The 26,507-nt window shown below is 66.1% G+C and carries 20 protein-coding genes; 4 read left to right on the forward strand and 16 right to left on the reverse strand.

Annotation, left to right across the window (positions count from 1 at the left end; translation table 11 throughout):
- Positions 1–70 precede the first annotated feature (70 nt).
- The 3 genes from CEY05_RS03480 to CEY05_RS03490 form a co-directional block, all read right to left on the reverse strand.
- Positions 71–1,423 carry an MmgE/PrpD family protein gene (locus tag CEY05_RS03480; RefSeq protein WP_088595978.1) on the reverse strand — a complete coding sequence of 451 codons (1,353 nt, stop codon included), beginning with the start codon at positions 1,421–1,423 and terminating at the stop codon, positions 71–73.
- A 252-nt stretch (positions 1,424–1,675) separates the two neighbouring features.
- Positions 1,676–2,572: a LysR family transcriptional regulator gene (locus CEY05_RS03485; RefSeq protein ID WP_088595979.1), complete on the reverse strand. Its 897-nt coding sequence runs from the start codon at positions 2,570–2,572 to the stop codon at positions 1,676–1,678.
- Positions 2,573–2,683: 111 nt separating this feature from the next.
- A complete protein-coding gene (locus CEY05_RS03490; RefSeq protein ID WP_088595980.1) occupies positions 2,684–3,376 on the reverse strand; it encodes an SDR family oxidoreductase in 693 nt (230 codons plus the stop codon).
- Between the two features lie 225 nt (positions 3,377–3,601).
- On the opposite strand from CEY05_RS03490, the gene CEY05_RS03495 reads away from it, so the two are divergent.
- Positions 3,602–4,180, forward strand: a complete 579-nt coding sequence (locus CEY05_RS03495) for a TetR/AcrR family transcriptional regulator (RefSeq protein WP_088595981.1) — start codon at positions 3,602–3,604, stop codon at positions 4,178–4,180.
- A 191-nt stretch (positions 4,181–4,371) separates the two neighbouring features.
- A complete protein-coding gene (locus CEY05_RS03500) occupies positions 4,372–5,712 on the forward strand; it encodes a sodium:proton antiporter (protein WP_088595982.1) in 1,341 nt (446 codons plus the stop codon).
- Positions 5,713–5,759: 47 nt separating this feature from the next.
- Here the strand turns inward: CEY05_RS03500 and CEY05_RS03505 are convergent, their stop codons facing one another.
- The 5 genes from CEY05_RS03505 to CEY05_RS03525 all read right to left on the reverse strand — a co-directional run bounded on the left by CEY05_RS03505 (position 5,760) and on the right by CEY05_RS03525 (position 11,428).
- Positions 5,760–6,437 carry an HD domain-containing protein gene (locus tag CEY05_RS03505; protein ID WP_088595983.1) on the reverse strand — a complete coding sequence of 226 codons (678 nt, stop codon included), beginning with the start codon at positions 6,435–6,437 and terminating at the stop codon, positions 5,760–5,762.
- Between the two features lie 67 nt (positions 6,438–6,504).
- A complete protein-coding gene (tcuB, locus tag CEY05_RS03510) occupies positions 6,505–7,734 on the reverse strand; it encodes a tricarballylate utilization 4Fe-4S protein TcuB (protein WP_369825870.1) in 1,230 nt (409 codons plus the stop codon).
- Positions 7,721–9,145: an FAD-dependent tricarballylate dehydrogenase TcuA gene (tcuA, locus tag CEY05_RS03515; RefSeq protein ID WP_088595984.1), complete on the reverse strand. Its 1,425-nt coding sequence runs from the start codon at positions 9,143–9,145 to the stop codon at positions 7,721–7,723. Before tcuA ends, tcuB begins: the two co-directional genes overlap by 14 nt.
- A 179-nt stretch (positions 9,146–9,324) precedes the next feature.
- Positions 9,325–10,260, reverse strand: a complete 936-nt coding sequence (locus CEY05_RS03520; RefSeq protein ID WP_088595985.1) for a LysR family transcriptional regulator — start codon at positions 10,258–10,260, stop codon at positions 9,325–9,327.
- 385 nt (positions 10,261–10,645) lie between these two features.
- Entirely contained in the window at positions 10,646–11,428 is a 783-nt protein-coding gene (locus CEY05_RS03525) for a 4'-phosphopantetheinyl transferase superfamily protein (RefSeq protein ID WP_088596219.1), read from the reverse strand.
- Positions 11,429–11,507: 79 nt separating this feature from the next.
- Between CEY05_RS03525 and CEY05_RS03530 the strand changes: the two genes are divergently transcribed.
- Entirely contained in the window at positions 11,508–12,863 is a 1,356-nt protein-coding gene (locus CEY05_RS03530) for a rhomboid family intramembrane serine protease (protein WP_158219245.1), read from the forward strand.
- A 13-nt stretch (positions 12,864–12,876) separates the two neighbouring features.
- Here the strand turns inward: CEY05_RS03530 and CEY05_RS03535 are convergent, their stop codons facing one another.
- The 8 genes from CEY05_RS03535 to CEY05_RS03570 form a co-directional block, all read right to left on the reverse strand.
- Complete coding sequence (locus CEY05_RS03535; RefSeq protein ID WP_088595987.1) at positions 12,877–14,256, reverse strand: M20 family metallopeptidase; 1,380 nt, start codon at positions 14,254–14,256, stop codon at positions 12,877–12,879.
- Entirely contained in the window at positions 14,253–15,296 is a 1,044-nt protein-coding gene (locus tag CEY05_RS03540; RefSeq protein ID WP_233161333.1) for an ABC transporter ATP-binding protein, read from the reverse strand. The genes CEY05_RS03535 and CEY05_RS03540 overlap by 4 nt, the downstream gene beginning before the upstream one ends.
- Positions 15,293–16,429, reverse strand: a complete 1,137-nt coding sequence (locus tag CEY05_RS03545) for an ABC transporter ATP-binding protein (RefSeq protein WP_088595988.1) — start codon at positions 16,427–16,429, stop codon at positions 15,293–15,295. The genes CEY05_RS03540 and CEY05_RS03545 overlap by 4 nt, the downstream gene beginning before the upstream one ends.
- Positions 16,426–17,379, reverse strand: a complete 954-nt coding sequence (locus CEY05_RS03550; RefSeq protein WP_088595989.1) for an ABC transporter permease — start codon at positions 17,377–17,379, stop codon at positions 16,426–16,428. The genes CEY05_RS03545 and CEY05_RS03550 overlap by 4 nt, the downstream gene beginning before the upstream one ends.
- Position 17,380: 1 nt before the next feature.
- Positions 17,381–18,298 (reverse strand): ABC transporter permease, encoded by a 918-nt coding sequence (locus CEY05_RS03555; protein ID WP_088595990.1) that lies wholly within the window; start codon positions 18,296–18,298, stop codon positions 17,381–17,383.
- Positions 18,299–18,358: 60 nt separating this feature from the next.
- Positions 18,359–19,933, reverse strand: coding sequence for an ABC transporter substrate-binding protein (locus tag CEY05_RS03560; protein WP_088595991.1), 1,575 nt, complete (start codon positions 19,931–19,933; stop codon positions 18,359–18,361).
- A 131-nt stretch (positions 19,934–20,064) separates the two neighbouring features.
- On the reverse strand, positions 20,065–21,930 hold the full coding sequence (locus CEY05_RS03565) for an ATP-binding protein (protein WP_158219246.1): 1,866 nt from the start codon (positions 21,928–21,930) through the stop codon (positions 20,065–20,067).
- Between the two features lie 146 nt (positions 21,931–22,076).
- Complete coding sequence (locus tag CEY05_RS03570) at positions 22,077–24,338, reverse strand: bifunctional diguanylate cyclase/phosphodiesterase (RefSeq protein ID WP_198952661.1); 2,262 nt, start codon at positions 24,336–24,338, stop codon at positions 22,077–22,079.
- Positions 24,339–24,676: 338 nt separating this feature from the next.
- Between CEY05_RS03570 and CEY05_RS03575 the strand changes: the two genes are divergently transcribed.
- Positions 24,677–26,401, forward strand: coding sequence for a bifunctional diguanylate cyclase/phosphodiesterase (locus CEY05_RS03575; RefSeq protein WP_143220269.1), 1,725 nt, complete (start codon positions 24,677–24,679; stop codon positions 26,399–26,401).
- Positions 26,402–26,507 lie beyond the last annotated feature (106 nt).

Below are 26,507 nucleotides of genomic sequence, written 5' to 3' on the forward strand. Positions count from 1 at the left end.
ATTCTGTGGTCGTGGATGGCGTGACGGTGGGCCGTGCTTACCGGTGGAGCGGCTGCGCGCCGCGCCCCCGTCACCGCGGCCGATCCTCTGCCAGGCGCAGCGCCCGCACCGGCATCGTTTCCAGGCGCCAGACCGCGTCGCGCAAGGCCGCCATGCGCGCGGCGCCCAGCACCGGGCCGGCCAGCTCGGCGAACTTGTCGTTCAGATCGGCATCGGACAGCGGCGCTTCCGGGTCGCCCTTGCGATACGGCGCATGGTGCTCCAGCGTGTCACCTGCATGCGTGGTCAGGCTGACCCGCGCCGCCCGCATATTGGGGAAGCCCGCGGTGAATTCCGCATCGGCCTTGATCGACACGCGTCCCATCAGGCCCCGCACCTGGGCATCGGCCATCCGCTGCGGCGTGAAGGCATCCAGGCGCGGCGATCCATGCACAAAGGCATGCGCCACCACATAAGGCAGGCTGAATTTCGCTTCATAGGCCGTGGCCGGGTCCAGGATGCCGGCGACATCCAGCGCCGGCTGGTAGGTATCCACGCGCACCGCGGCGATATCCTGCGGACGCACACCGCGTTCGCGCAGCGCCATCGCCGCGTCGATCGCGGCAAAGGTATGGCCGCAGCAGCCATGGTTCTTCTGCGTGATGACGCGGATGTTGTAGCGTTCCCCCAGACCGTCGACGGCACGGCTCCAGTCCGGGTCGCGCGCCAGCGCGGCGCCAAAGCCGACCTCGCCTTCCAGGATGTCCGGCACGCCGGTCACCCCATGCGCCGCGCCCTGCCCCGCCCGTACCCCGACGGCGGCCGCGTGCCCGGCGTGCAGCGCCTTGGTCATGGCATCGGAACGGAAAGCCTGCTGCAGGCCGCTGGCAAAGGTACCCGCGGTGGCCAGCGCGTGGCGCATCACGTCCGCATCGCCGGGCTTGCACAAGGCCGCGGCGGCCGCGGCGCTGCCGAAGCAGCCCACCGTGCCGGTGGTATGGAAGTAACGGTAATGCGACGGCTGTACGGCGGCGCCGATACGCGTGGAAATTTCGTAGCCCACCACGATGGCATTGAGCAGCGCGCGGCCATCCACATTGCCCGCTTCAGCCAGCGCCAGCGCGGCGGCGATGGTGGGGCAACCGGGGTGATACACCGCGTCGCGGAAGATGTCGTCGAACTCCACGGCGTGGGACACGCTGCCATTGATCCAGGCCGCGGTCGCTGGAAACGCCGTGGTCCCGTTGCCGGGAAGACTGCAAGGGCCGCTGCCCAACTCATCGGCATGGGCGGCCAGCAGTTGCGGCGACGGCGCCCCGCGGGTGCCGGGATAGAGGGCTGACAGCCAATCCAGGAACGCCCGCTTGGCGTAGTGGAGGATGTCGTCGGGCAGACGGGCCTGACTGTCTTGCGCGCCATAGGCGGCGATGGTGTCCAGCAACATGGGAGGTCTCCTGGTGCGCGTCGACGAAAGTGCGCGCTTCTGCGCCTACTTTAGACGCAGAGGAAGTTCCCAGGGTTGATGAAATGGAAAAGGAGCTTTCATCGTCATTCTTTCCTTGGCGGGGGCGAATGACTGGTGGTTGGCAACAATCGAGTTTTTTTAGATTGGGGGGTGCCCCATCGCCCCCTTTCCGGGCTAGCGCCCCAGTGGCCACGCTTCGGCACGCTTGCGGCGCCGCCAGCGGGCCGCGCCTCAGGCGTCTTCCGGTGCTACCAGCGCCTGCAGCAGATCGGCGACCGGGGCGGTCAGTTGTTCCTGGTCGCGTACGCAGACGAAGAACTGGCGCTCGGCCCAGGCGTCGCGCAGGCGCAGCAGGGCCAGGCCCATCGCGCCCAGGTAGTTGCGCGCGATGCCCTCGGGCACCACGGCTATGCCTATCCCCTCCCGTATCATCCGGCAGCGTGTCTCGAAATTCGACACCTGCAGCTTGACGCTCGGCGGCCGCGACAGCGTCTGCCCGGCATACGCCAGGAACTGTTCCAGCGAATGGCGCGGGAAATAGCCCAGCAGGTCGTAGTCCAGCGCATCTTCCAGATAAAGCTCCTGGCGATCGGTCAAGGGATGGCCGACCGGCACCACCAGGCCCACCCGGTCGCGCCGGAACGGCATCGACGTGACGCCGGGTACGGGATGGTCCGCGTGATAGATGCCGATATCGACGGAGCCCTCCGCGATCATGCGCGGGATGTCGAAGCTGTGGGCTTCCAGCAGGTCCACGCTGACGCCCTGGCGCCCCGCCAGGAAGCGGTTCATCACCGGCGGCAGGAATTGCAGGATGGTGGACGGATTGGAAGCCAGGCGGATCTTGGCCTGGCCGTTGGCGGAATAGCCGCTGATGGCCTGCTCGGTCAGTTGTACCCCGCGCAGGATGGCCTTGGCGCGCTGGTACAGCAAGGCGCCAGCCGGCGTCGGCTCCACGCCGCGCCCGTGGCGGTGCAGCAGCATGCGATCCAGGTGGCGTTCGAGTTCAGCAACGCGCTTGCTGGCCGCCGACGTCACGATGTTCTCGCGCTCGGCGGCTTTGGACAGGCTTTTTTCTTCTACCGCGGCGACAAAGATCGCCAGCGAAGGGATATCCAGCGTTTTCATAGCCGGCAATATACCTTGCTGGCGTGACGCGGGCACCGGCCTGTTGCGACGGCCGTGCCGCGGCGGCCAGACCGCGGCCGACTTGCAGCAGCGGCCCTGCTGCTGCGGGCCTTACAGATACGCCGGCGTATCCGTCGATAGCGAAGCCTTCACCTCGCGGCTGAGTTCGTCGATCAGCAGTTCCTGCTGCCCGCCCTCGATCGCGCCCAGGATACTGGCGGAAGCATCCGCCAGCGATGTCTTCGGCGCATCGATGCCGGCGGTCATGTCGCTGTCCATATAGCCCACATGCACGTTGGTCACTACCGTGTTCTGTCCTTTCAACTGCTGGCGTATGCCGTTGCTCAATGCCCAGGCCGCGGATTTCGATACGCAGTAGGCCGCCAGTTGATCGATCGTCAGGAAGCTCAACACCGACAGCACATTGACCAGGGCACCGCCGCCATTGCGGCCCAGGATGGGCGCGAAGGCTTCGCTGACGCGCAGCACGCCGTAGAGATTGACGTCCAGATGCTGGGCGAGCAACGCTTCGGCGTCTCCGCCCAGCGCCGGGCCGCGCGCGCTGATGCCCGCATTGTTGATGACGATATCAACGTCGCCTGCCTGCGCGGCGGCGGCCTGCACGGTGGCCTTGTCCGTGACGTCCAGCTTCAGCGCGGTGGCGCCCGGGATGGCCACGGAAGCCGGGTCACGCGCGCCGGCGTACACCTTGGCGGCGCCGGCGGCGAGCAGTGCTTGTACCAGGGCCTTGCCCAGTCCGCGATTGGCGCCAGTCACCAGCGCGACTTTTCCTTTGATATGCATGAAATAACTCCTAGATTGGGAACTACGTCCTCGATGACGCCGATCCTGGTTTGTCCGGACGCTGCAACGCCGTCGGTCATGTAGCGCCATAGCGCTGGACCTGCAGCACGGGAATGAATTTAGATTACATTAGACATCTAATTAAAGGTCGTCTATCATGACCTTGTCAATACCTCTTTTGGTCGGCCAGCGATTGCGCCGGGTCACCGCGTCCTACCCACTGCCATGCGTAAGTCCCGAGAAGAAACCGCGCGTACCCGTGCGCGCATTGTCACTACCGCGGCGGAGGAATTTCGCCGTGCGGGCATCGCCGCGACCGGCCTGGCCAGCCTCATGAGCGCCGCCGGCCTCACCCATGGCGGCTTCTACAAGCACTTCGCATCCAAGGATCAGCTGGTCACCGAGGCATGCGCGTCGTTGATGGTCAGCGGCACCGACGCGCTGGTGGAACGGGCCCGCAAGGAACCGGCGCACCAGCGGCTGGCCTGGTTCGTCAACGCCTACCTGTCGCCCCGCCACCGGGAAGACGCCGCCCACGGCTGCGGCCTGGCGGCGCTGGGGGCCGAGCTGGCGCGCGGCACCGAGGAAACCCGTGAGGTCGTTACGGAAGGGCTGACCCATATGGTCGCTGGCGTCGCCAGCCTGATGGACCCGCCGGACCGCCCGGACGCCCATGCCCGCGCGCAGACACTGACTGCCGGCCTCATCGGCGCCATGACCCTGGCCCGCGCCGTGAACGATCGAGCGCTGTCGGACGAACTGTTGGCCAATACGGCGAAGACATTGCTGGCGTCGATGGGCTGACCTGCGCCTGGCGGCTTGCGCTCAAGGCACAAGGCACTGCCCGGCGCGCTCGCCTCTGCCTGCCCCTTTCCTGCCGCATAAATGCCGCGCAGCGGAAAGCTCTGCATTAGGCACAGCACATGCTAAGGATAGACAAGCCGCGGTGTCCGCGCGACGCCCCTCGTCCTCGCATCTCCCGTCCAAAAGCCTATATGTTCGAAGCCGTCTGGTTCCTCCTGATCGGCGGACTCCTGATTTTTATGGGTCTCGCACGCAGCGTCATCGCCGGCCTGCCCATGACCGGCGCCATGGTCTACCTGGCATTCGGTTTCATCATCGGCCCGGCCGGCCTGGGCCTGTTGAATGTGGACCTGTACAAGGATGCCCACGTCCTGCGCCTGCTGGCTGAAACGGGCCTGCTCATCTCCCTGTTTTCCATCGGCATGCATTTGCGCATTCCCTTGGGCAGCAGCCGCTGGAGACTGGTGCTGCGCCTGGCCTTGCCGGCCATGATCCTGACCATCGTGGCGATGACGCTGGTGGGCTTCTATGCCTTGGGATGGACCCTGGGCGCCGCCCTGCTGGCCGCGGCGGCGTTGGCGCCGACCGACCCCGTGCTGGCCAACGAACTGCGGCCCCGTGAAGCGGGCGACGACGAGCCCTTGCGCTTTGCGCTGTCGGGTGAAGGTGGCGCCAACGACGGCGCGGCCTATCCCTTCGTGTTGATAGGCCTGGCCGTCTGCAACCTGGGCCACCCCGATGCCCAATCGCCCGCCACCCTGGCGGCATCATTGATCTGGGGCGTCATGGGTGCCGTGCTGGTCGGCTGGATCATGGGCACCGCGACAGAGGCCCTGGTCTCACGCCTGCGCATCCGCTATGAGAAGGCCATGGGTTATGAGGGCTTTCTGGCCTTGGGCCTGATGTCGGCGTGCTATGGCGTGGCGTTGATGATCCACGGCTATGCCTTCCTTGCCGTGTTCGCCGCCGGCGTGGCCCTGCGCCGCAAGGAGATGCGCGAGACCGGCGATGCGACGCCTCAGCAGACGCTGGACCAGGTGACGCACGGCGACATGCACCAGGCAGCCAGGCATCCTGAGTTGGCGCATGCCTATCTGGCGGAATCCATGATGACGTTCTCGGTGGAGCTGGAGCATCTGGTGGAACTGGGCATGATGCTGTTGATCGGCAGCATCGTGTCCATTTACTGGCGCGACATGCTGCAGTGGCAGTCCCTGGTCGCCGTGCTGGCCCTGTTCCTGGTCGCGCGGCCGTTATCCGTGTGGGTGTCCTTGATGGGCACCGGTACCGACAGGATCCAGCGTCTGCTGGCCGGGTGGTTGGGCATACGGGGAGTGGGCACGTTCTTTTACCTGCTCTTGGCCCTGGAAAACACGGATGCCGACAACGTGCGTCCTATCGCGCCGGTGCTTTTGGCCGTGATCGTGGCTTCCGTATTCCTGCACGGCATTTCCGCGTCGCCCCTGCTGGAGCGTTATTTCCGCTCGGGCCACAAGCCGGCCGCCCTGCCCGACAGGCCGAAAAAGGAATAGCGCGCCTGGCGCTCAGGCTGCCGCCACTGGCATGGCCAATCCGGTGACTAGCCGCCACCGCCCCACTCGGCCGCGAACTGATCACGGAAAGCGACCACCCAGCGGGCCCGTTCGTCGGCCAGGGCGCGTCCCGGGGCCGTCTGCATGGTCGCGGGCAGGCGCAGCAACTTGCATTCGATGTGATCCAGCGTGTAGCGGCTATCGTCCGCGTCGCGTTGCAGCGCCAGGGGATCCGCCGCATCCGCCAGCGCGCGCCCCAATTGCCCACCGACATGGAACATGCGCGCCAGCCCTAGCGCGCCCAACGCATCCAGCCGATCGGCATCCTGCACGATCTTCGCTTCTATTGTCTCCGGCGCGATACCGGCCGAATAGCTGTGCGCCTCGATGGCATGCGCGACGGCGGCCAGGCGATCGCCGGGAAAGTCCAGCGCCGCCAGTTGCGCCACGGCCGCCTGTGCCGACATCCGTGAAGCCTCGCTGCGCCGCGGATGATTTTTCGGCAGGTTGACGAGATCATGCAGATAGCAAGCCGCCATCACCACCAACGCATCGGCCTGCGGCAAGGCCGCCAACAGCGTCCGCGCACTCCCCCAGACCCGCTCCAGATGATTCAGATCGTGCGCCCCATCGTTATCATCCGAAGCCGTGGCAAGGCGTATCAGGCGGGGGCGCCAGAGGTCCAATTGTTGTTGTAAGGGTGGAGTCGAGGAGGCGCAATTCATCTGTGCTGGTATTCGGTCAAATTCGATTCGACAGCCAAAATACCATATCAGCGAGCGCCTCCTTCCATCAGTCCGCTCCCATCTGCACCGGATTCGGTTGCCGTTTCTCGATGTTCCACTTCAACAGCGCGGCGCTGCGGAAGATGCCGTGGGCGAATTTGCCGTAGGGGAGCGTCAGGAACAAGGCCATCACGGGGCCCAGGTGCAGGGCCAGCAGCAAACCCATGGCGCTGGTATTGCGTCCGACCAGCAAGGCCAGGCCTGTGATCGACACCAGCAACAGCAACGCGATGAAGCCGCGATCCATGGGTTTTTGTCCGGCATCGCCGTGCAAGGGACTGCGTTGCACGTTCAGCCAGAACAATCCCGCCGGGCCGATGATCAAGCCTATCCCGCCCAGGGTGCCCAGCACCACCGGCAGGCTGGTATAGCCATACGGCGCGTGCAAATCCAGGAAGTAGTGATAGAACGTCGCCACGCACGTCGCGGCAAAGCACAGCATGAAGCCATAGAACGTGAAGTGGTGGAAACGGCGGCGCGCCAGCGTGAAGGCATCGCTGGACTCGTTGCAGCCCTTGCCATGCCCGCCGTCCAGATAACGCAGCCGCAGCGCGTCATGCGCCGCTTCCGCCACCGCCGGTCCCGTGGCCGAACCCGGCGAGACGTTGCGCCAAAAGCGGCTCACGCCCATCCCCAAGGCCAGGATGGCGAACAGGAAAACCACCCCGAACATCAAGGCCAGCGTGTTGTGCGGGAAGATGGCGTAGAAATTGCCCGCCAGCGGTGCATGGAACAACGATCCCGTCGACAGGACGGCCAGCACCAGGAACAGGGCCAGGCCGAAGGCCGTCGCCAGCGACAAGGTCAGGCCATTGCGCTGATATAGCGTGCCCAAGGCCGCCGGCCACGCATAGTCCGTATACGTCTGCTTGCGCACCTTGGCCATGGCCTGCGGGACGTTGACGGCGAATTCATGCGGCGGCGCATACTGGCACGCGTGCAGACAGGCGCCGCAGTTGTGGCACAGGTTCGCCAGGTAGTTGATGTCGGCCTTACCGAACTCCAGGCGCCGCGTCATGGCCGGGAACACTGCACAGAAGCCTTCGCAATAGCGACAGGCGTTGCAGATCTGCATGATGCGGGCGACTTCGGTCTCGTCTTCGGTGGTGGGCGCCAGGGTCTCGCCCTTGCGCACGAATTTGACCGGGGTTTCCTTCATGCCGCCACCAGCCGGCGCGGCATGGTCCAGGTTAAGCGTGGTGTTGGCCTGGCGCACGAGGGCTTCAAGCTGTTTCAAGGGAAGCTCCCATGGAATTGGTTTTACCTTGGCCCAAGGCGGCCTGCGCGGCCTTGGTGCCGGCGATGCGGCCGAATGCGGTGCCGATGGACATGCCCACGCCTGCCGTATAGCCCTTGCCCAGGACGTTACCGGCCATCATCTCGCCGGCCACGTACAGGTTGTCGCTGGGCTGGCCGTTGAAATGCACGGCGGCCTCGTCATTCACCTTCAAGCCAAGATAGGTGAAGGTGATGCCCGGCCGCAGCGGATAACCATAGAACGGCGCGCGGTCGATGGGCCGCGCCCAGTGGGTCTTGTTCGGCGTGATGCCTTCCGTATGGCAATCGTCCAGCGCGGTGTGGTCGAACTTGCCGACACGGCAGGCGGCGTTGTACTCGTTCAGCGTCTGCATGAAGGTGGCGCGATCCAGGCCCAGCTTGTCCGCCAGCTCTTCCAGCGTGTCGGCCGTGGTCCCGGGGAACACCGGCGGCATGAAGCGCCCGATGGCCTTGCTGTCGATGATGGAATAACCGATCTGGCCAGGCTGGTTGGCTACCAGACGGCCCCAGATGGCGTAGCGCTTGGGCCAGAAGTCTTCGCCTTCGTCATAGAAACGCTTGGCATCGCGGTTGACCACCACGCCCAGCGATACGCAGTCGATACGCGTGCAGATGCCACCGTCGTACAACGGCGCGCGCGCATCGATGGCCACGCAGTGCGATTGCGACGGGTCGCCGATGATGTCCGCCCCGGCCTCCATCATGAACTTCAGCAGCACGCCCTTGTTGAAGCGGGTGCCGCGAATCAGGAAATTGTCGGCGGGCCATTCGCCACGCTCGTTCTGGCCCCAGGCCTCGCGCAGCCATTCGATATTCGATTCGAAACCGCCGGCCGCCAGCACGCAGGCCTTCGCCTCGATGCGCTCGCCCTTGCAGTAGGCGGCAACGAAACGGCCATCCTTCAGGTCCAGGCGATCGACCGGCGCGTTGTAGCGGATCTGCACGCCCAGCGACTCGGCGCTGCGGAAATAAGCGTTCACCAGCGCCTTGCCGCCGCCCATGAAGAAGGCGTTGGTACGGGCCACGTGCAAGGCACCCGACAGCGGCGGCTGAAAATTCACGCCGTGCTTGCGCATCCAGTCCCGACAGGACGAGGACGCGCGTATCACCAGGCGCGCCAGATGTTCGTTGGTGATCCCGCCCGTCACCTTGAGCAGATCCTGCCAGAACTCTTCTTCCGGATAGGCCTCGATGAGCACGTCTTGCGGCGCGTCATGCATGCAGCGCAGATTGCGCGTGTGCTGCGAATTACCCCCGCGCCACTCCTTGGGCGCGGACTCCAGCAGCAACACGCTGGCGCCGGCTTCGCGGGCCATCAGCGCCGCGCACAGGGCTGCGTTGCCGCCCCCTATCACCAATACGTCCACCATGACTCGTGTGTCCTCCTTGAACAGGCTGGCACTGTAACCAGATGGACATAGGCCCGCCAGAACCCGCCGCGCAATAGGTCTTCAATTATTTTGAAGACACGATCATGGCCCCGCAGGTCGGGCGCACCGCATAGCTGGTGCGCCCGACCATGGGCGGCGGATTCTCTCACATCAAAATCTCACGCTCGCCCCTCGGTGGCCGAGTACAAGGTAGCGCCGGGCCAGCCGCCTTCCCGCACCAGGGTACGCGCCACGTCGCTGAGCACGACGCGGGCGGCCAGGGCCGCGGGTGACAGTTCATCCTCCGGCAGGCTGACCAGCATATTGCGCCGATGCAGGTGCTCATCGCTCAGCTGCAGGCGCGACAGCGACGGATCCACCGGCAGCGCCGCCCCGGGCTGGATGGTGGCGACGTGGCCGACCCGCACCATGGCCATCAGCATGGCCAGGCCGTCGACCTCGGCGGCGATGTTCAGGGTGCGGCCGATGCGGGCACAGGCGGCATCGATCAACTGGCGCAGGCCGTGGGCGGGACTGGGCAGCACGATCGGAATCTCGTGCAGGCCCGCCAGGGAAATATGTTCGCTGGTGGGCCACCCCGGCGTGCTGGGCAGGCCCATCAGCAGCAGGCGTTCGTCCAGCAGGGGCTGCACCGTCCAGCGTTGCGCGGAATCCGTATTGAAGACGATGGCCAGATCCAGCTGGCGTGCATTGAGCATGGACGCCAGATGGCCGGACAGGCTCTCCGTCATGCGCAGGCGCACGTCCGGATAGCGTTGCTGCATGGCCAGGATGAAGCGTGGCGCCAGCACGGTACCGGTGGTCGAGGCCAGCCCCACGCTGACCTGCCCGGTCAGGCGCGCCTCGCGCGCCGCCATGGCCGCCGCGTCCGCATGGCGGATGGCCAGCTGCGCCTGGCGCAGGAACGCCCGCCCGGCATCGGTCGGCACTACGCCCGTGGACGTGCGCTGCAGCAGCCGGGTGGCGAGTTCGCTCTCCAGGCGGCTGATCTGCTGGCTCAGGGCCGAGGTGACGATGCCCAGCTCGGCGGCCGCCCGGCCCATGCTGCCCAGCTCCACGACCCTGGCGAACGAGCGCAGTTGGCGTAGTTCCATGGCTGTCTTCAATAAAAATGAAAACCGTATTTTTGCATGCAAAGTGCCGTTTGCCTCCATCGTTTTCACAAACGTTGAAGACCTGTTCAGTGGAACACGTTTACGGCGTCTTTTCAGCAGCCCAAAATCCACGCCTGGATAACGCCAATCAGGCGAGCGGACGCGCCAAGCGCTCCCCGCGGGCGACACGCGGCCCTCGCGTATGGCGATCAGTTCGTCGCAATAGCGGCCGGCCATGTAGATGTCGTGCAGCACCACCACTACGGTCAGTCCTTTTTCGCGGCATAAGCGCTGCAGCAGCGCCAGGACTTCGACCTGGCGCGCCGGGAATCTGCTGCGGCGCGATTGCTGCCGCCGTGTTGCTGCTACTGCGCCATGACGACGGCTAAGCCTTGCCGGCGGGCGCGCCGGCAAGGCTGGCAACACAGGCCATATAGCCGGGCATGCCCTTCACCCAATGAAGGCGCACGGCTGCCGCCGCCGCGAAGCGCGGGTTTTCACGCACCAGCGGGAACTGCGGGCCGTCCTTCTCCAGGTCGATGTCCAGGGCCTGCAAACCTTCCGTGATGCCCAGGCCCAGGGTCTTGAGGACGGCCTCTTTCGCGGTCCAGCAGCGGAAAAAGCGCGCGCGCGCGGCGTCTTCGCCGGCGGCCTGCGCGCAGGCGTGCAGCGCGCGGGTCTCCTGCTCCGTGCACACGAGCGGTATCAGCGGCGGCCAGTCGAAGCCGGGTTTGATGTACTCGATGTCCACGCCCACGGTATGGGTTCGCGAGATGGCGATCATCGCTTCATCGTGGGCGTGGGATACGTTGAAAGACAGCGGGCCGCTGGACAGGCCCGCCTCCGATTGCGCCGCCCCTGATTGCCCCGGCCACGAAAGGCCCGATATGGCCAACGGCGCCAGCTCGGGGCGGCCATGGGGGCCGGCGCAGAAACGCAGATCCTCGGGCCTTGCCCCGGCGTACCGCGCGAGCAATTCCCGCAGCACCGACCGGGTCGTGGCAAAGCGAATGCGGTCCGATGCCCGCAAGAAACGGCGCGCCCGCGCCCGCTCATCGTCATCCAGATAGGGAAAGTCGACCGCCGTTTCGGCTATGGCGACACGCCAGACATCGACGCCATCCGGCCAGCGGCCCTCGGCAGGCAGCAACACCGCCCTCTCGCCCATCTCGACCTCCCCATGTATTCTTGCAATCCGCCCCCATTATGATAACGGCACTCAAAGCCACCCTGAAGGATATTCCCCCATGCCATCACCGGGCCGCGTCTCGCTGCTTCCTGTCCTGCGCGCGAGCAAGATCACCGTCCTGCTGGTCATCGCCAACATCGCCGTCTATGCCGGCCTGGGAGCGCTGGACACGCGCGCCTTCGAAAGCCTGAGCCAGAGTTCCTTCCTCATCGACTGGGGCGCCAACGTCCCGCCGCTGACGCTGTCCGGCGAGTACTGGCGCCTGTTCACCAGCATGTTCCTGCACGTCGGCTTCGCCCACCTGGCCATGAATATGCTGGCCCTGTGGTCGCTGGGCATCGTGCTGGAGTCGCGCATGCGCTGGCCCGTGTTCCTGGGTATCTACCTGCTGTCCGGCCTGTGCGGCAGCCTGACCACCGCGCTGTGGAATCGCAACGAGCTCATGGTCAGCTGCGGCGCGTCCGGCGCCATCCTGGGCCTGTTCGGCGCGGCCCTGGCCTACGCCCTGCGCGATCGCACCAGCGGCCGCCTGCATTTCCCCGTGCGCAACCTGATGATGAGCCTGGTGCTGACCTTCGCCGCCGGCACGGTGTTCTCCATCGACAACGCGGCGCACGTGGGCGGCCTGGTGTGCGGCTTCGTGCTGGCCTTGGTGGCGCTGTATAGCGAAAAGCTGCGCCCGGCCGCTGCCGCCGTGGTGCTCGTCGTGGCGGGCGTTATCACCGCGGTTGCGCTGGCCGGGGTGGTCCACGCCAACCATGATCAAGACTTGGGCGACAAGCTGGCCGCCGCGCGTCTGCGCGCCACGCTGCAACACCTGGGATTCGGCGGCTACGCCTCCGCCATGGATGGCGTCGTAACGCTGGATGGCTGCATCCAGGGCGTGATGTCCGGTACCGATCCGGACGGCCAACCCCTGCCCGGCCGCGCACCGGGCGAGATGAAGGTGGAAGACCTGCACCTGTGCAACGCCAACAAGGGCGACAGTGCGCGCTACGACAGGATCAGCCTGCTGGAGCGCTTCATGCCACAGCAATACGCCCAGTGCCGCCAAGAGGCGGCGGACTTGCGTGACCGGCAGACCAGCCAGGCGACCCTGAGCGACCTGGCAAAGATCGACCGCTATTGCACGCTCTGGCCGCAGGTCTATTCCGCCGTCTTCGGCCAGGCGCCCGCGGACCTGGACCTGAAAGCCGCTGCGCGCGCCCGCAGCGACATCGAGAATCTTCTGGATGGTACTGGGGTGGAAGGCGACGGACGCTATGGCTACGGGTCTGCCTACGGGGCCGGAGAAAGCGAAGGCAAGGATGGCTCACCAGCCACCGGCATCGGCGCACTGCTGCGCAGCCCCGGTCCGCTGGCGACGTCATTGGTAGACGAGGAAGGCTGCCCGTATTGGTCTTGCAAGCGCTAGCCGGGCAGGCGCATCAGACCGGCGCCTTCTCTCCCAAATCCCAGTACAGCCCGGCCATGATGGCCATGCCCTCGCGCGCGATCGCCACCGGCAGGTGCTCGTTGGGCGCATGCTGCGAGCAGCCCGCGTACGAATGGGGCACCCACAGCGTGGGCATGCCCAGGGCGTCGCTGAAGCAGTGATTGGGCAGCGTCCCGCCCAGGTTGGGCAGGATCGCCGGCTTCTTGCCCGTGGTCTCGCTGATCGAGGCCGCGGCCCACTGCACCCACGGATGATCCGGATCCAGCCGCGTGGCCGGCGCGATGTCCTGGCGCGGGCTGGACAGCTCGATCATGGTATAGCCCAGGCGATCCAGGTGACGGCGCAAGGCCGGCACGATTTCCTCCGGATCGACGCCCACGCAATAGCGCAGTTGCATGCGGGCCCATGCGCGCGGCGGAATCGCATGCACCGGCTTGTCCGGATTGCCGCAGACGAAGGCCAGCACCTCGGCCGAACTCCAACCATAGACCTTCTCCGCCGCCGTGAAACCCGGCTCGCCCCAGTTGGGATCGATGGCGGGCCCGTCGGCCATGTCCAGCGAACAGTCGGCCAGCGCGCGCCGCACGGAATCCGGCAGCTCCGCCGGCATCCATTCGGGCACCAGGATCTTGCCGGTCGGCCCCACGATGGTGGCGATGGCGTTGGCCAGCTGGATGCCGGGGTTGGACAGCAGGCCGCCCCAGTTGCCCGAGTGGTGGCCGCCTTCCCGTGCCTTGATCTCCATATCCACGTTGATGATGGCGCGCGAGCCCATGAACAGCGTGGGCCGCTCCGCCAGCAGGCGCGGGCCGTCGGACGCGATCAGCACATCCCCGCGCAGCAGGTCGCGGTGGGTCTGGCACACTTCGAACAGGCCGGGCGAGCCCATTTCCTCGCCCATCTCGATCAGGTATTTGACGTTGAAACCCAGCTTGCCGCGGGTCTCCAGCACGCATTTCAGCGCGGCCAGGTTGATCGAATGCTGGCCCTTGTTGTCGGCCACGCCGCGGCCATACCAGCGCTCGTCCTTGGGGGTCAGCTTCCAGGGATCCAGCGCGTCGCGCCAGCGTCCTTCCATGCCGGGCACCACGTCGCCGTGACCGTAGGAAAAGACGGTGGTCAGCGCCGGATCCTCGATGCGCTCCGCGAACAGGAACGGCCCCTTGGCGCGCGGGTGCTCCAGCACCTGGCAGGTGAAGCCCAGGGCTTCCAGCGTCGGCCGCATCTCGTTGTCCAGGTAGGCGCGCAGCTCGGCGGCCCGCTCGGGGTTCTGGCTTTCGGTGGGCTGCGCCACGCGGCGCGCGACGTCGGCGAACAGCGTGCCGTCGTCGAAGTATTGCTGAGCGCGATGGATGGCTGCGCTACGAGTCATGATGGGGTCTCCTGCAGCAAGGGAAAATGGCAGACATAGCGATGCGCGGCGCCCACCATGCGCGGTGTCTCTTGCGCGCAGGTGTCCTGGGCGCGCGGGCAACGCGGATGGAAGGCACAGCCCGACGGCGGATGCAGCGGGCTGGGAAAGTCGCCGGACAGCGGGATGTCCGGCAGGCCGGCGCCGGGGGTCGGCGCCAGCACCGAACCCAGCAAGGCGGCGGTATAGGGATGGCGCGGGGCGTTGAACACGGCGTCGGTCGCGCCCTCTTCCACCACCGCGCCTAGGTACATCACGGCCACGCGATCCACCAGGTGATGCACGACCGCCAGGTTGTGGCTGATCAACACCATGGTCAGGTTGAAGTCGCGCTGCAGGCCGCTGAGCAGGTTGAGGATCTGCGACTGTACCGATACGTCCAGCGCGGAAGTCGGCTCGTCGCAGATGAGGATTTCCGGTTCGCCGATCAGCGCGCGCGCGATGGCCACGCGCTGGCGCTGGCCGCCCGACAACTGGCCGGGATACGCATTGAGCAGGTGCGGCGGCAGGCCCACCGCGTGGGCGATGTCAGCCACCTTGCGGGTGCGGGAGGCGGCGCGCTCACCGCGCACTTCCAGCGTCGCGCCGATGATGGCGGCCACGGTCATGCGTGGATTGAGCGAGGAATACGGGTCCTGGAACACGGGCTGGATCAGGCGTGCCCGTGCCAGCCGGTCGTAAGCGGTAATGGGACGGCCGTCCACCAGCACGGTGCCGGAGGTGGGGGCCTCCATGCCCAGCAGCAGCTTGGCCAGCGTGCTCTTGCCGCAACCGGATTCGCCCACCAGGCCCAGGGTCTGGCCCTTGTACACGTCCAGGTCGACACCGCGCAAGGCCTGCAAGGTGCCGCCCGCGACCTTGTAGTGACGGGTCACGGCGCTGGCCCGCAGCACCGGGTGGGGCGGCATCGCGCCCGATTCCGGCGGCGCCCCGGCACGTGCCGCGCCGAGTAAATCGCGCGTATCCGGCCCGTCACGCAGCGCTTGATCCTGCGGCATCATGATGCGCTCCTTGCCAGCGGTTCATCGCCCAATGCGGCCGTGGCGCGCGTGAAGCGCTGCCATGCATCGGCTGGACGGCCGCTGCCATCCAGCGGCAGCACGCAACGGACGGCGTTACCGGCCGCGCGGGCGGGTAAGTCCAGGGCCGGAGCCGGGACCGCGTCTGTCGGCGCACCGGCGCCTGCCGTCACGGCGGCCGCAGCCTCACGCAAAGGTACGGGCCCGGCGGCGCAGGCGGCGCTTGCGTAGGGACAGCGTTCCAGGAAACCGCAACGGGTCAATTCGCCCGTCTGGCGCGGCACCACGCCGGGGATATAGCCCAGCATCTGGCCCCGCCGCGTGGCCCCCGGGACGGGAATCGAACGCAGCAGGCCTTCCGTATAGGGATGCAGCGGCCGCGTCAGCACGTCGGCACAGGTGCCCGTCTCCACGATCTGGCCGCCATACATCACGGCCACCCGGTCGGCGATGCCCGCCACCACGCCCAGGTCATGCGTGATCAATACCAGGCCGATACCCGTCTCGCGCTGGATGCGTGCCAGCAGATGCAGGATCTGCGCCTGTATGGTGACATCCAGGGCCGTGGTCGGCTCGTCCGCGATGATCAGTTCCGGCTCGCACAGCAAGGCCATGGCGATCATGACGCGCTGGCGCAAGCCGCCGGAAAGCTGATGCGGAAATTGCTCCAGCCGCTGCTCGGGCGAAGAGATGCCCACCTGCCGCAGCAGTTCCAGGCAACGCGCGCGGGCCGCGGCGCGGCTGACCTTGCGATGCTGCCGCAGCACTTCCATCATCTGGTCGCCGATGCGATAGCAGGGATCCAGCGCGGTCATCGGATCCTGGAAAATCATGGCGATGCGGTTGCCGCGCAATGCACGCCAGGCGCGGTCGGACAGGCCTTGCAAGGTGGCGCCCTTCAGCGCGATCTTCTGCGCCGTGATGCGCGCGTTGCGCGGCAGCAGTCCCATGATGGCCAGCGAGGTCAGGCTCTTGCCGCAGCCCGATTCGCCCACGATGGCCAAGGTCTCGCCCGCCGCGACGCTCAAGTCCACGCCACGCACCGGGCGCAGCAAACCGCCCGGGGTAGGAATCTCCACGGCCAGGCCACGAACTTCCAGCACGGAGGTACTCATGCCCTGCCCTCCGGCGCCGTGGCGTCGCGCAGGGCGTCGCCCAGCATGTTGATGGCCAGCACCAGCAGCACCAGCGCGGCGCCCGGTATCGCAATCAGATAAGGCCGGAACATCAACTGGTTCTTTGCCTCGGCGATCATCAGGCCCCAGGTGAACAGCGGCGGCTGTACGCCCAGTCCCAGGAAGGACAGCGTGGCCTCCAGCAGGATGGCATGGGCCATCTCGATCGACGTGACGACCACCAGCGGTCCCGTCAGATTCGGCAGGATTTCCTTGAACAGGATGCGCGGCGTGGAACTGCCGATGGCATGCGCCGCGCCGATGAATTCGCGGCCCACGATCAACTGCGTGGCGCTGCGCGTGACGATGGCGAAGCGGTCCCACAGCAGCAGCCCGATGACCAGGATCAGCAAGGGCAGCGAATTGCCCACCACCGCCACGACCACCAGGGCCACCAGCACCACCGGCAAGGTCAGGCGGATGGTCAGGATGAAGTTGACCACCAGGTCGACCCGGCCGCCCCAATAACCGGCGGCCACGCCCAGTGCCGTGCCCAGCGTGCCTGAAACCAGCACGGTCAGCACGCCGACCACCAATGAAATGCGCGCGCCGTAGATCAGGCGCGCGAAGTAATCGCGGCCCAGCGCATCGGTCCCGAGCAGATGCTCCCATGACCCTTTGGGCGCCCACACCGGCGGAATCAGCCGCTTGCCCAGGTCCTGCAAGGCGGGATCGGCCGAGGTCAGCAGCGGCGCGAAGATGGCACAGAAGACGATGACCAGCAGGATGGTGCCGCCGAACCAGAAGCCGCTGTGCCGCAAGGCGCGCCGCACGGCCACCTGGCGCGGTGACAGCAGGCGCATCGAGGCCACCGCCACCTCCGGCGACAGGACGCTTTCCGGCGCTACCGGCAATGCCGGCGTTGTTGGATTGGAAACGGGCATATTCATTTCAGCTGATCCGTATGCGCGGATCCAGCATGGCATTGAGCAGGTCCGCCAGCAGGGTCAACAGCGCATATACCACTGCGATCACCAGCAGGATGGCCTGTACCACCTCGATATCGGAGCGCTGGATGGACTGCCAGGCCAGATAGCCCAGGCCCTTGAGCGAGAACACCGTCTCGATGACGATGGATCCGCCCAGCATGTAGCCCAGTTGCACGGCCGCCAGCGAGACCACCGGAATGATGGCGTGGCGCAAGGCATGGCGCAGCACCACGCGCCAACGCGACAGCCCGTATGCGCGCGCCGTCCGCACATGATCCGACTGCAGCGTTTCTATCATGCCGGAGCGTGTCAGCCGCATGATCGCCGGCGCCGCGTTATAGCCCAGGGCCACCGCGGGCAGCACGAAATGCGCCCAGGTCGATCCACCGGAAACCGGCAGCCAGCGCAAGCTCACCGCGAACACGAAAATCAGCAGCATGGCGAACACGAAGGACGGCAGCGCCTGTCCCGCGACGGCCAGCCACAGCGAGAATCGATCTATCAGCGTATTCGGCCGCAACGCCGCCAGCACGCCCAGCGGAATCGACAGCAGCAGCGTGAAGGCCAGCGCCATCAGGCCCAGGCGTACCGTCACCGGCGCATATTCCGCCAGCACCGGCTGCACCGGCGTGCGCAGGTAGAAGGAACGGCCGAAGTCGCCGTGCAGCACCCGGCCCACCCAGTTGACGTATTGCTCGGTCAGGGGACGGTCGAAGCCGTACACCTTGCGGATGTTGTCGACATCCTGCTGCGTGGCGCCCTCACCCGCCATCGCGACGGCGGGATCCCCCGACAGGTGGACCAGGGAAAACGCCACGATGGAGACCACCACCACCACCGCCAGTGTCACCAGCAAGCGCTTGACTACGTAGGACAGCATGAGAGAAAACCGGCAGGGCCGCGCCTGGCGGCACGGCCCGGTTGCTCAACCCTGGAAAGATTACTTCCAGCGGGCCAGGTAGAAGTGCGCCATTTCGTCGGGCGTCAGCGGATAGTCCAGGTCCTTGTTGAAGGCATAGGTGCGGCCATACGTGTACAGCGGCACGAAGTAGGCCTGATCCTGGATACGCGCCAGGGCCTTGGCGTAGAACTCCTTGCGCTTCTCCGGGTCGGTCGACGTATCGGCGGTTTCCAGCCAATCGCGCACTTGCGGATCGCGGGCGTAGTCGTCGCCGGTGAATTTGAAGTAGTAGCTGGTCGAGGCCGACGCATCCAGCATGCCGTTGGACCCCAGTGTCAGGTGCGCCAGCTGTGCCTTGCCACCGACCACGATGGGCCGCAAGGCGCCCCACTGCATGAACTGGATGTTGGTACGGATACCCACGGCGCGCAGGTAGTTGGCCACGGCTTCCGTGTACTGCCGATCGCGATAGGCATAGAACGTGATGTCGAAGCCATTCGCGTAGCCGGCCTCGGCCAGCAGCGCCTTGGCCTTGGCCGGATCGTAGGGATAGTCGGGCACCTTGTCCGTGCAGCCGAACTGGTTCATGGAGCACATGGACTTCTGCACCACCGAGCCCGGACCGATCAGGTTCTTCACCAGGGCCTCGCGATCGATGGCGTAGAACATTGCGCGACGGACGCGAACGTCCTTCATCGGGTTGTCACCGGAGCGGCCCGATGCGTCCAGCGACAGGAAGGACATGCGCATGGTCGCGGCCGACTTCACCGTCAGGTTGTCCTGTTCCGCCAGCAGCTTGGCGTTTTCCGGCGGCACGCCCCACATCCAGTCGATGCCACCGGTCATCAGCTCGGACACCTGCGTATCGACGTCCGGGATGGTGCGCAGGACGATCTTGCCGATGTGCGGTTTGCCCTTGGGACTGCCTTCCCAATACTGGTCGTTCTTCACCAGGGTCAGTGACTGGCCCGGCTTGTATTCCTGCAATTTGTACGGCCCCGTGCACATGGGCAGCACCGCGCCGTTGTCGCGCCGGGTCTTGCCGTCGGCGGTGGGCACCGAGGGGGCGTTGTCGTAATGGCCCTTGGGGAAGATCGGCGACGTGCCGGTCAGGTACTCCAGCGCGGCGGGCGCGGGCCGCGTCGCGTGGAAGATCACCTCATAGGGCGAGACCACCTCGACGTTCTTGATCCAGTCCACCAGGGCCCGGAACGCCATGCCGCTGCTCTCGGGCGCCAGGGTGTTGAAGGTGTAGGCGACGTCCTCGGCGGTCATCTCCTTGCCGTTGTGGAACTTGACGCCCTGGCGCAGCTTGACGTCCAGCGTGTGGTCATCGGTCCATTTCCAGCTGGTGGCCAGCAGCGGCTTGTATTCGTTGGTGATGGGATCGCGATGCACCAGCGAGTCGCACATCGCGTAGGTCACGATCAGGGCTTCGCGTTGATTGCCGTAATAAATGTCCGGCGTATTCATCTCGGTGGAGGTGGCCCACACCAGGGTGTCATTCGCCTTGCCGGCCCATGCCGGTAAACCCGCCGAAGCCAGGACCGTGGCCGCCGCCACGCCCAGCAGGAATCGCTTGCCGCCCATTATTTCCCCTGGTTTGAATTGCATTCAAAATATCAGGGGATTTTGCCGACGCGGTCCGCGCGCGCCTACCTAGGACATATACCTAGGCCTGGTGACACCACTTTGGGCAACGGGGTGCTACCGCCCCTCCTTCGCGGTGATACCCGGGATGCGCCCTAGCCCGCGACGGGAGCCTTGCGGGGCAGCACCAGGGTGAACGTCGTCCCATGCTGCGCACCATCGCGCCGGCTGATTACATCGATGCGGCCGCCAAGTACGCCGTTGACCATCTGCGCGACGATATGCAGCCCCAGGCCCGTGCCGCCCTGATGGCGATGGGTCGTGTAGAACGGATCGAAGATGTGCGGCAGGTCCGCTTCCTCGATGCCCGCGCCGTCGTCGATGACGCGCACCACCACGTCGCCGCCCGCCTCGCCATGGGCCTGGATGCGCAACGTCCCGCTGCCCTGCCCATCGTCGAAAGCATGCGCCAGCGCGTTGTTCAGCAGGTTTCCTATCACCTGCTCCAGCGGCCCGGGATAGCTGTCCATGAACAGCCCCCGCTCCAATTCCAGTTGCAGGCGAATGCGGTCCTGGTAAGGCCATTTGCGCAGGCGCGGATCGGCATCCAGCACGGCCTCGTCCAGCGCGAAGGAGCGCCGCTCCATGCTGGTGCGATCCACCGCCACCTGCTTGAAGCGGCGCACGATGCCGGACGCCCGCCGCACGGCAGTGTCCGCCAGCTGGGATGCCTCGTCCGCCTCGTCCAGGAAACCCTGCAGATCCGACTTGCGCAGGCCCGCTTCCAGGCGCGCGCGCAAGATCGCAATGGACTGCGCCAAGGCGTTGATGGCCAGGTTGGCGCTGCCCAGGGGCGTATTCAGTTCATGCGCCACCCCCGCCACCATCAGGCCCAGCGACGACAGGCGCTCCGCCCGCGACAGGTCCGCGCGCACATTGCTCAGATTGGTATACGCCTCGCGCAAGGCCTGGTTGGCGCGGCGCAGCTCCTGTGCGCGGCCCTCTTCCTCGACCAGGCCGCGCATCGTCACCCAGCTGTAGCGCAGCGTGACCAGCAGCACCAGCACCATGAGCAGCCCGACGATCATCTTCCAGTTGTGGACCCAGCCGTCGGCTTGCGCGCGATCGCCGCGTACCAGCACGACCAGGTTCATCTTGCTGATCACCGGACCGGCGCTTTCCATGTCGGTGAACGTGTCCGCGCCTATCTTTACCCGGCGGAAGGCATAGTCGGCATCCTGGCTGTGATAGCGGCCGCTGTCGGCGCGGGTGACTGCCCGCCACAGACGAGGATCGCGGTCAGGCACTTTTCTTTCCGGCAGTCCCAATTGCCAGGCCCAGTCATCATCGGGCTCGGGACCCTGCAACCAGTAGCCACGGTCATTGAGCAACAGTACCGTCAACCCCCGCCTCTGGGCCAATTCGTTGATGCGGGTCAACAGGCGCGACGCCCGGTAATTGATCACCACCACGCCCTGGGCGACATCGTCCTCGTACAGCGGCGTGGCCACGCGCAGCGTCGGCACCAGGGGACGTTCCACGCCACCATGTTCTTCGTTGAGGTCCATCGGCGAGAAGTACACCGACCCCGGCGGCGTGCGCTGGGTATCCTGGAAATAGCCGCGCGTCAGCTTGTTCTGCAAATCGTCGGGCGGCACCAGCGCGGGGCTGCCCCTGCGCCAGTTCACGCGCAACAGCTCCTGGCCATCCTGGCCCAGCCAGCGCACCTGGTCATACACCCCGGAGGCGCGCGAGAACGTCAGGTACAAGCGCGCCATCGGCGAGCCGTCGGAAACGTTGTCACGCGGTAGTTGCGAGGACATGTCGCCGAGAAACAGGACGTCGTGTTCCAGGCTGTCCAGGGTGCGCCGCACGATCTCCACCGATTCGTCCAGCAGGGCTTCCCTTTCGCGCCACAGCGGTTCCTGGGTCAGTGCGTCGAACTTCGCCCACAGCCACGGGAAGCCCAGCGCGAAGGCAATCAGCCACGGCAGCACCATGACGACGTAGCGGCGTCGCACCGGGCGTGGCAAGGCAAGGAATGAACGGAGGATGCGCAGCCCCCCAAAGCGCGCCGGGACCGCGGCCTCGGCCGTCGCGGCGGACCGCGCAGCCGATCGGCTCGCAGGCTGGGAGGCAGACTCGGAAGCGGACCGAGGCGCCGTCATCAACGCCCCGCCGCTGCCGCCTGCCGCGCCAGCCGGCTGATGAATTGGTCGACGCTTTCAGGACGTGCGTACAGGTAACCCTGCGCGTGCGGACAGCCCTTGTCTTGCAGCCAGGCAGCCTGCTCGGGCGTCTCCACCCCTTCGGCCACGACCTGCATGTTCAAGCGCTGGCCCAGCTTGATGATCATCTCGGCGATCACGGGGTCACTGCCCGCCTGGCCAATCTCATGGATGAAATGACGGTCCACCTTGAGCGTGGTCACCGGCATGTCGCGCAGATAGGCCAGGGACGAATATCCCGTGCCGAAGTCGTCGATGGCGATGGGAAAGCCAGCCTCGCGCAAGCCGCGCAGCAACACGCCATTGCTCTCATGATCGTGCATGGCAACGCTTTCGGTGATCTCCAGCTCCAGGCGCCTCGGATCGATGCCATGGCGATTGGCCACCGCGATCAGCTCCTGCATGAAACCGCGCCGCGCCAATTGCACGGCCGACACATTGACCGCCACGCGGATGTCCTGGTGACCCGCCTCGCCCAGGCGCGCCAGGGCACGGCAGGCCAGGTGCAGCACGCGCAACCCAAGCGGAATGATCAAGCCGTTGGCTTCGGCCATGGGGATGAATTCGGACGGCGGCACGCGCGTGCCATCCTCGCGCGTCCACCGCGCCAGCGCCTCGGCGGCGGTCACCTGGCCCGTGCATACATCTACCTGGGGCTGCAATTCGATGCTGATCTGTTCGTAGCGCAAGGCCCGCGACAACTCACGCGAGCGGGTGAAGCGCTGGTTCAACACCTGTTCCTCGCAGGCTTCGTACTCCACCATTCCACCGCCGCTCTTGCCCGGCGCGCGGCGCAACAGCAGCGAGCCCAGCGCCATTGCCGCCGCCGCCGAGCCTTCGTAGGCGTCGAGGTCCAGCCGCGCCGCGCGCACACTGATGAAGTCCTGGCCATCTTCGCCGTCCATTTCCAGCTGCTCGACCTGGTCGTGGCCCAGGCGGGCGCGCTGGCCGAGAATGGCGAAGGTGTCGTCGTGCAGGCGCGCCACCAGGCAAGGCGGCGGAAAAACGGTGAGCAGGCGCTCGGCCATCTTCTGCAGCATCAGGTCGCCCTGTTCCACCCCCAGCGCCAGGCAGTTGGCCGCATACTGATCCAGCTCGACGAACAGGATTGCGCGGTCGCGCGGAACCGGCTGTTCAAGCACCGGCGCCAGTGCGCGCAGCATGGCATTGGCATTGGGCAAGGCCAGCAACGTGTCCTCATAGGCAACGCGATCCAGGCGGCTGTTCAAGGCTACATTGATCAGGCCGGAATTGATGTGCGCGGCGAATACTCGCAGCAACTCGTGTTCAGTGGGGTCCAGTGCCCTGCCCGTGGCGATATAGGTCGCTGCATGCGGTCCATCCTGAGCGCCGGGAAAGAACAGCACCTGGCTGGTGCCACCGTCGACATTGGCGCGCGAAGTCAGGGCTTGTTCCAGGGACTGGCGGATCTCGCCCTGGTGCAGATCCCCCAGGGCCATGTCGATGGTGCCTGCCAGATTACCGGCGGCGCCGACGATGCGCGCCTGCGAGGGATGATGCTCAGCGCTGCCGTCCTCGGCCACGCACACCAGACCTTCGGGCGCGACCCCCAGCAATCGAGCGAGCTCCAGCATCACCCGTTGGGAAAAATCCGACAGACTGCGCGAATGGGTCAGGAAATTGCCGGCTTCGACAATCACCTGTAAACCTTTACGTGCGCGGCCCAGGGCTCGAATCTGCTCCCAGGTGCGCAGATTACTCATCAGGATGCCGTGCAAGCGTTCGACCGTCAGGTCCGTCTTCAACCAATAGTCGCTGATGTCCAACTGCGACAAAGACTGCTTCATCGGTGCCAGTCCGGGCTGTCCGGTCACCAGCACCACCCGCACCTCGGCATTGCCCAGCACCTCGCGGATGCTGCGCACCAGGCGCAGGCCGGCGTCGTCGGTCTCCATGACGACGTCCAGGATCACCAGCGCGATCTCTTCTTCGCCGCCGGCCAGCAGCCGCGCCGCGGCCCCGGCGGAATTGACCGACAGGATGCGGACCGGTTCCTCCTGGAAAGTGAAATTAGCCAGTGCCAGTCGTAGTGAGCGCTGGAACTCGACATCGTCATCCACCGAGAGGACGGTGAAGCCCGCCCGCTGCGGATTCGCGCTGCTGACGGCAGCCGGCCGCTCGGCCACGCCTTCATCCCGCTCGGCAACGAATGCGAATAGATCGCCGTCCTCCCCGTGCACTGGCCCGGATTCCTCTTTTACGGCCATCTGCTAACCCCCAATACGTCTCGTCTCAGCCTCTCGGATCTGCTGCCCGGAGGGGCTACCCGTAGCGTCATGTTGTAACGCCACAATTGTGTTGAGATTTATATCTCAGGATATGAATAGAAACAATAGGTTTCGTAGACAAGCAGCTTCTTTCTTTTTATATCGTTCGCGTGCCTTTGCACGCAAGCCGCGCACCCGCGCAACCGTGCCAAGATAATTTCACTTGACTAAGCGTGCCGCCATCCACGATGTTACGACCGATGTCTACAGCATGTCTGAATGTTAGCTCCATGGAATCGGACCCAGCAACCATGCTTCCACCGCCAGCCCTTCCTGCACTGTCTCGGCCGCCCGCGGATCCCCATGCGGTCGCCCTGGCGGAGACCGCGGCATTGCTGGCCGCCGGCCTGTTCGGCGCCGACATGGTGGTGCTGAAGCTGTCCCGCCCGACCGAAGTCACGCACGTCCATGACGTCCTGCCGGCCGGGGCCGAAGTGCGCCTGCGCCTGAGCGCGGAAATTCCCGGGCCGGACGCGGCCTGCTGGGGCAGCGTGGAACTGTTCGACGGCGAGACACCCGCGGCCGAGGCCGAGACCAAGGCCGAGGACGAAGCCGCCCAGCCCGCCAGACCCGCCAGGCCCGCCACGGCGCTGGCCGCCACGCAGGCCGCCCAGATCGCCCTGGACCAGCTTGCCGCCCACATCGCCAGTGGCGTGCGCGCCTTGCACGCCCACCGCTACGAAGACCATCTGACGGGCCTGGGCAACCGCCATCGTTTCATCCTGGACGCGGCCGCCGCCTTGAATGAACGGCCGGCTGACGTGCAGGCCCGTCTGTGGGCCGGCATCATCGACGTGCTGCCGCTGGAAGACATCAGCCGGCTGGTGGTCAGCGCCGGCTTGCATCGCGTGGAGCTGGCCATCAGCCTCATGGCCGAGCGCCTGTCGCGCACCCTGCCGTCCGGCGTCCGCCTCTACCGCCTGGGACTCGTCCGCTTCGGTCTGTTTCGCGACGACACCCTGGAGCACATGCACGGCTGCCTGAGCAAGTGCGTGGCGCAGTTCGAGGCGCCCTTGCACGTCGACGACGTCATGCAGCTGGATCTATGCGCCGTCGCCGGCATGATTCCCGTCGAGCGGGGCGAACTGGAAGACCTGATCGCCGCGCTGTATTCGACCTCCCTTGCCGCGCGCAGCCAGGGCCGGCCGGTCACCGTCTACAACCGCCAGGTCCTGCGTACCCAGCAACGCCACGGCATGATCGTCAACTCGGTCCGCGCCGCCATCGCCGCGCCGGGCCAGTTGCGGCTGGTCTACCAGCCGCGCGAGCGCACCGCCGACGGCAACTGGACTTCGGTGGAAGCCCTGCTGCGCTGGGACCATCCCACCCTGGGCGAGATCCCACCGGGCGAATTCATTCCCCTGGTGGAACACACTGCGCTGATGCCGCTGCTGACCGATTGGGTGCTGGGTACCGGGCTGCGGCAATTGGGGCAGTGGCAACGCGAATTACCCGCGCTGAAGATGTCCATCAATATTTCAGCGTCGGATCTGAAGCGCCCGAATTTCGATGGCCGCGTGCGGCGGCTGATGGACGAGCACCGGGTCAGCGCCCGCAGCCTGGAGCTGGAGGTGACCGAAGGCGCCATCGTGCGTACCGAGCGCGCCGTGCTGGAGACCCTGGGCGGGCTGAGCCGCCACGGCGTGGAGATCGCCATCGACGACTTCGGCGCGGGCTACAGCAACCTGACGCAATTGAGCGAACTCCAGGTCGATGTGATCAAGATCGACAATCGCCTGGTGCGCGCGGTCGCGGCCAATCCGCGCGCGGCGACCATCGTCCAATCCGTGGTGGACCTGGCCAAGCGGCTAGGCCATCGGGTGGTGGTCGAAGGGGTGGAAACGGCCGAGCTGAAGGCGCTGTCGGCGCATTGGGGCTGCGATGAAATGCAGGGCTATTACATCGCCCGGCCGATGGAGCTGGCCGCGATGACGCAAGCGCTGGCCACGCGGCACGTCTGTGCAGCCGTGCATTGACAGGCGGACGGCGCGGAACTAGAAAAAGGCATGTCGATTTGCCGCGACCCCGTTCGTCGTAGGCTTGAGACCGCCCACCGGGCGGCCCGATATCCCAGGAGACCCG

This window comes from Achromobacter sp. HZ34 (genome assembly GCF_002209485.1).
Classification (GTDB): Bacteria; Pseudomonadota; Gammaproteobacteria; order Burkholderiales; family Burkholderiaceae_B; genus Bordetella_C.

Coding starts and splice junctions, on each gene's coding strand:
- CEY05_RS03480 (WP_088595978.1), bottom strand. CDS start 1,423: ATGTTGCTGGACACCATCGCCGCCTATGGCGCGCAAGACAGTCAGGCC.
- CEY05_RS03520 (WP_088595985.1), bottom strand. CDS start 10,260: ATGGAACTACGCCAACTGCGCTCGTTCGCCAGGGTCGTGGAGCTGGGC.
- CEY05_RS03495 (WP_088595981.1), top strand. CDS start 3,602: ATGCGTAAGTCCCGAGAAGAAACCGCGCGTACCCGTGCGCGCATTGTC.
- tcuA (WP_088595984.1), bottom strand. CDS start 9,145: ATGGTGGACGTATTGGTGATAGGGGGCGGCAACGCAGCCCTGTGCGCG.
- CEY05_RS03560 (WP_088595991.1), bottom strand. CDS start 19,933: ATGCAATTCAAACCAGGGGAAATAATGGGCGGCAAGCGATTCCTGCTG.
- CEY05_RS03550 (WP_088595989.1), bottom strand. CDS start 17,379: ATGAATATGCCCGTTTCCAATCCAACAACGCCGGCATTGCCGGTAGCG.
- CEY05_RS03490 (WP_088595980.1), bottom strand. CDS start 3,376: ATGCATATCAAAGGAAAAGTCGCGCTGGTGACTGGCGCCAATCGCGGA.
- CEY05_RS03525 (WP_088596219.1), bottom strand. CDS start 11,428: ATGGGCGAGAGGGCGGTGTTGCTGCCTGCCGAGGGCCGCTGGCCGGAT.
- CEY05_RS03555 (WP_088595990.1), bottom strand. CDS start 18,298: ATGCTGTCCTACGTAGTCAAGCGCTTGCTGGTGACACTGGCGGTGGTG.
- CEY05_RS03500 (WP_088595982.1), top strand. CDS start 4,372: ATGTTCGAAGCCGTCTGGTTCCTCCTGATCGGCGGACTCCTGATTTTT.
- CEY05_RS03530 (WP_158219245.1), top strand. CDS start 11,508: ATGCCATCACCGGGCCGCGTCTCGCTGCTTCCTGTCCTGCGCGCGAGC.
- CEY05_RS03505 (WP_088595983.1), bottom strand. CDS start 6,437: ATGAATTGCGCCTCCTCGACTCCACCCTTACAACAACAATTGGACCTC.
- CEY05_RS03540 (WP_233161333.1), bottom strand. CDS start 15,296: ATGATGCCGCAGGATCAAGCGCTGCGTGACGGGCCGGATACGCGCGAT.
- CEY05_RS03485 (WP_088595979.1), bottom strand. CDS start 2,572: ATGAAAACGCTGGATATCCCTTCGCTGGCGATCTTTGTCGCCGCGGTA.
- CEY05_RS03535 (WP_088595987.1), bottom strand. CDS start 14,256: ATGACTCGTAGCGCAGCCATCCATCGCGCTCAGCAATACTTCGACGAC.
- CEY05_RS03545 (WP_088595988.1), bottom strand. CDS start 16,429: ATGAGTACCTCCGTGCTGGAAGTTCGTGGCCTGGCCGTGGAGATTCCT.
- CEY05_RS03575 (WP_143220269.1), top strand. CDS start 24,677: ATGCTTCCACCGCCAGCCCTTCCTGCACTGTCTCGGCCGCCCGCGGAT.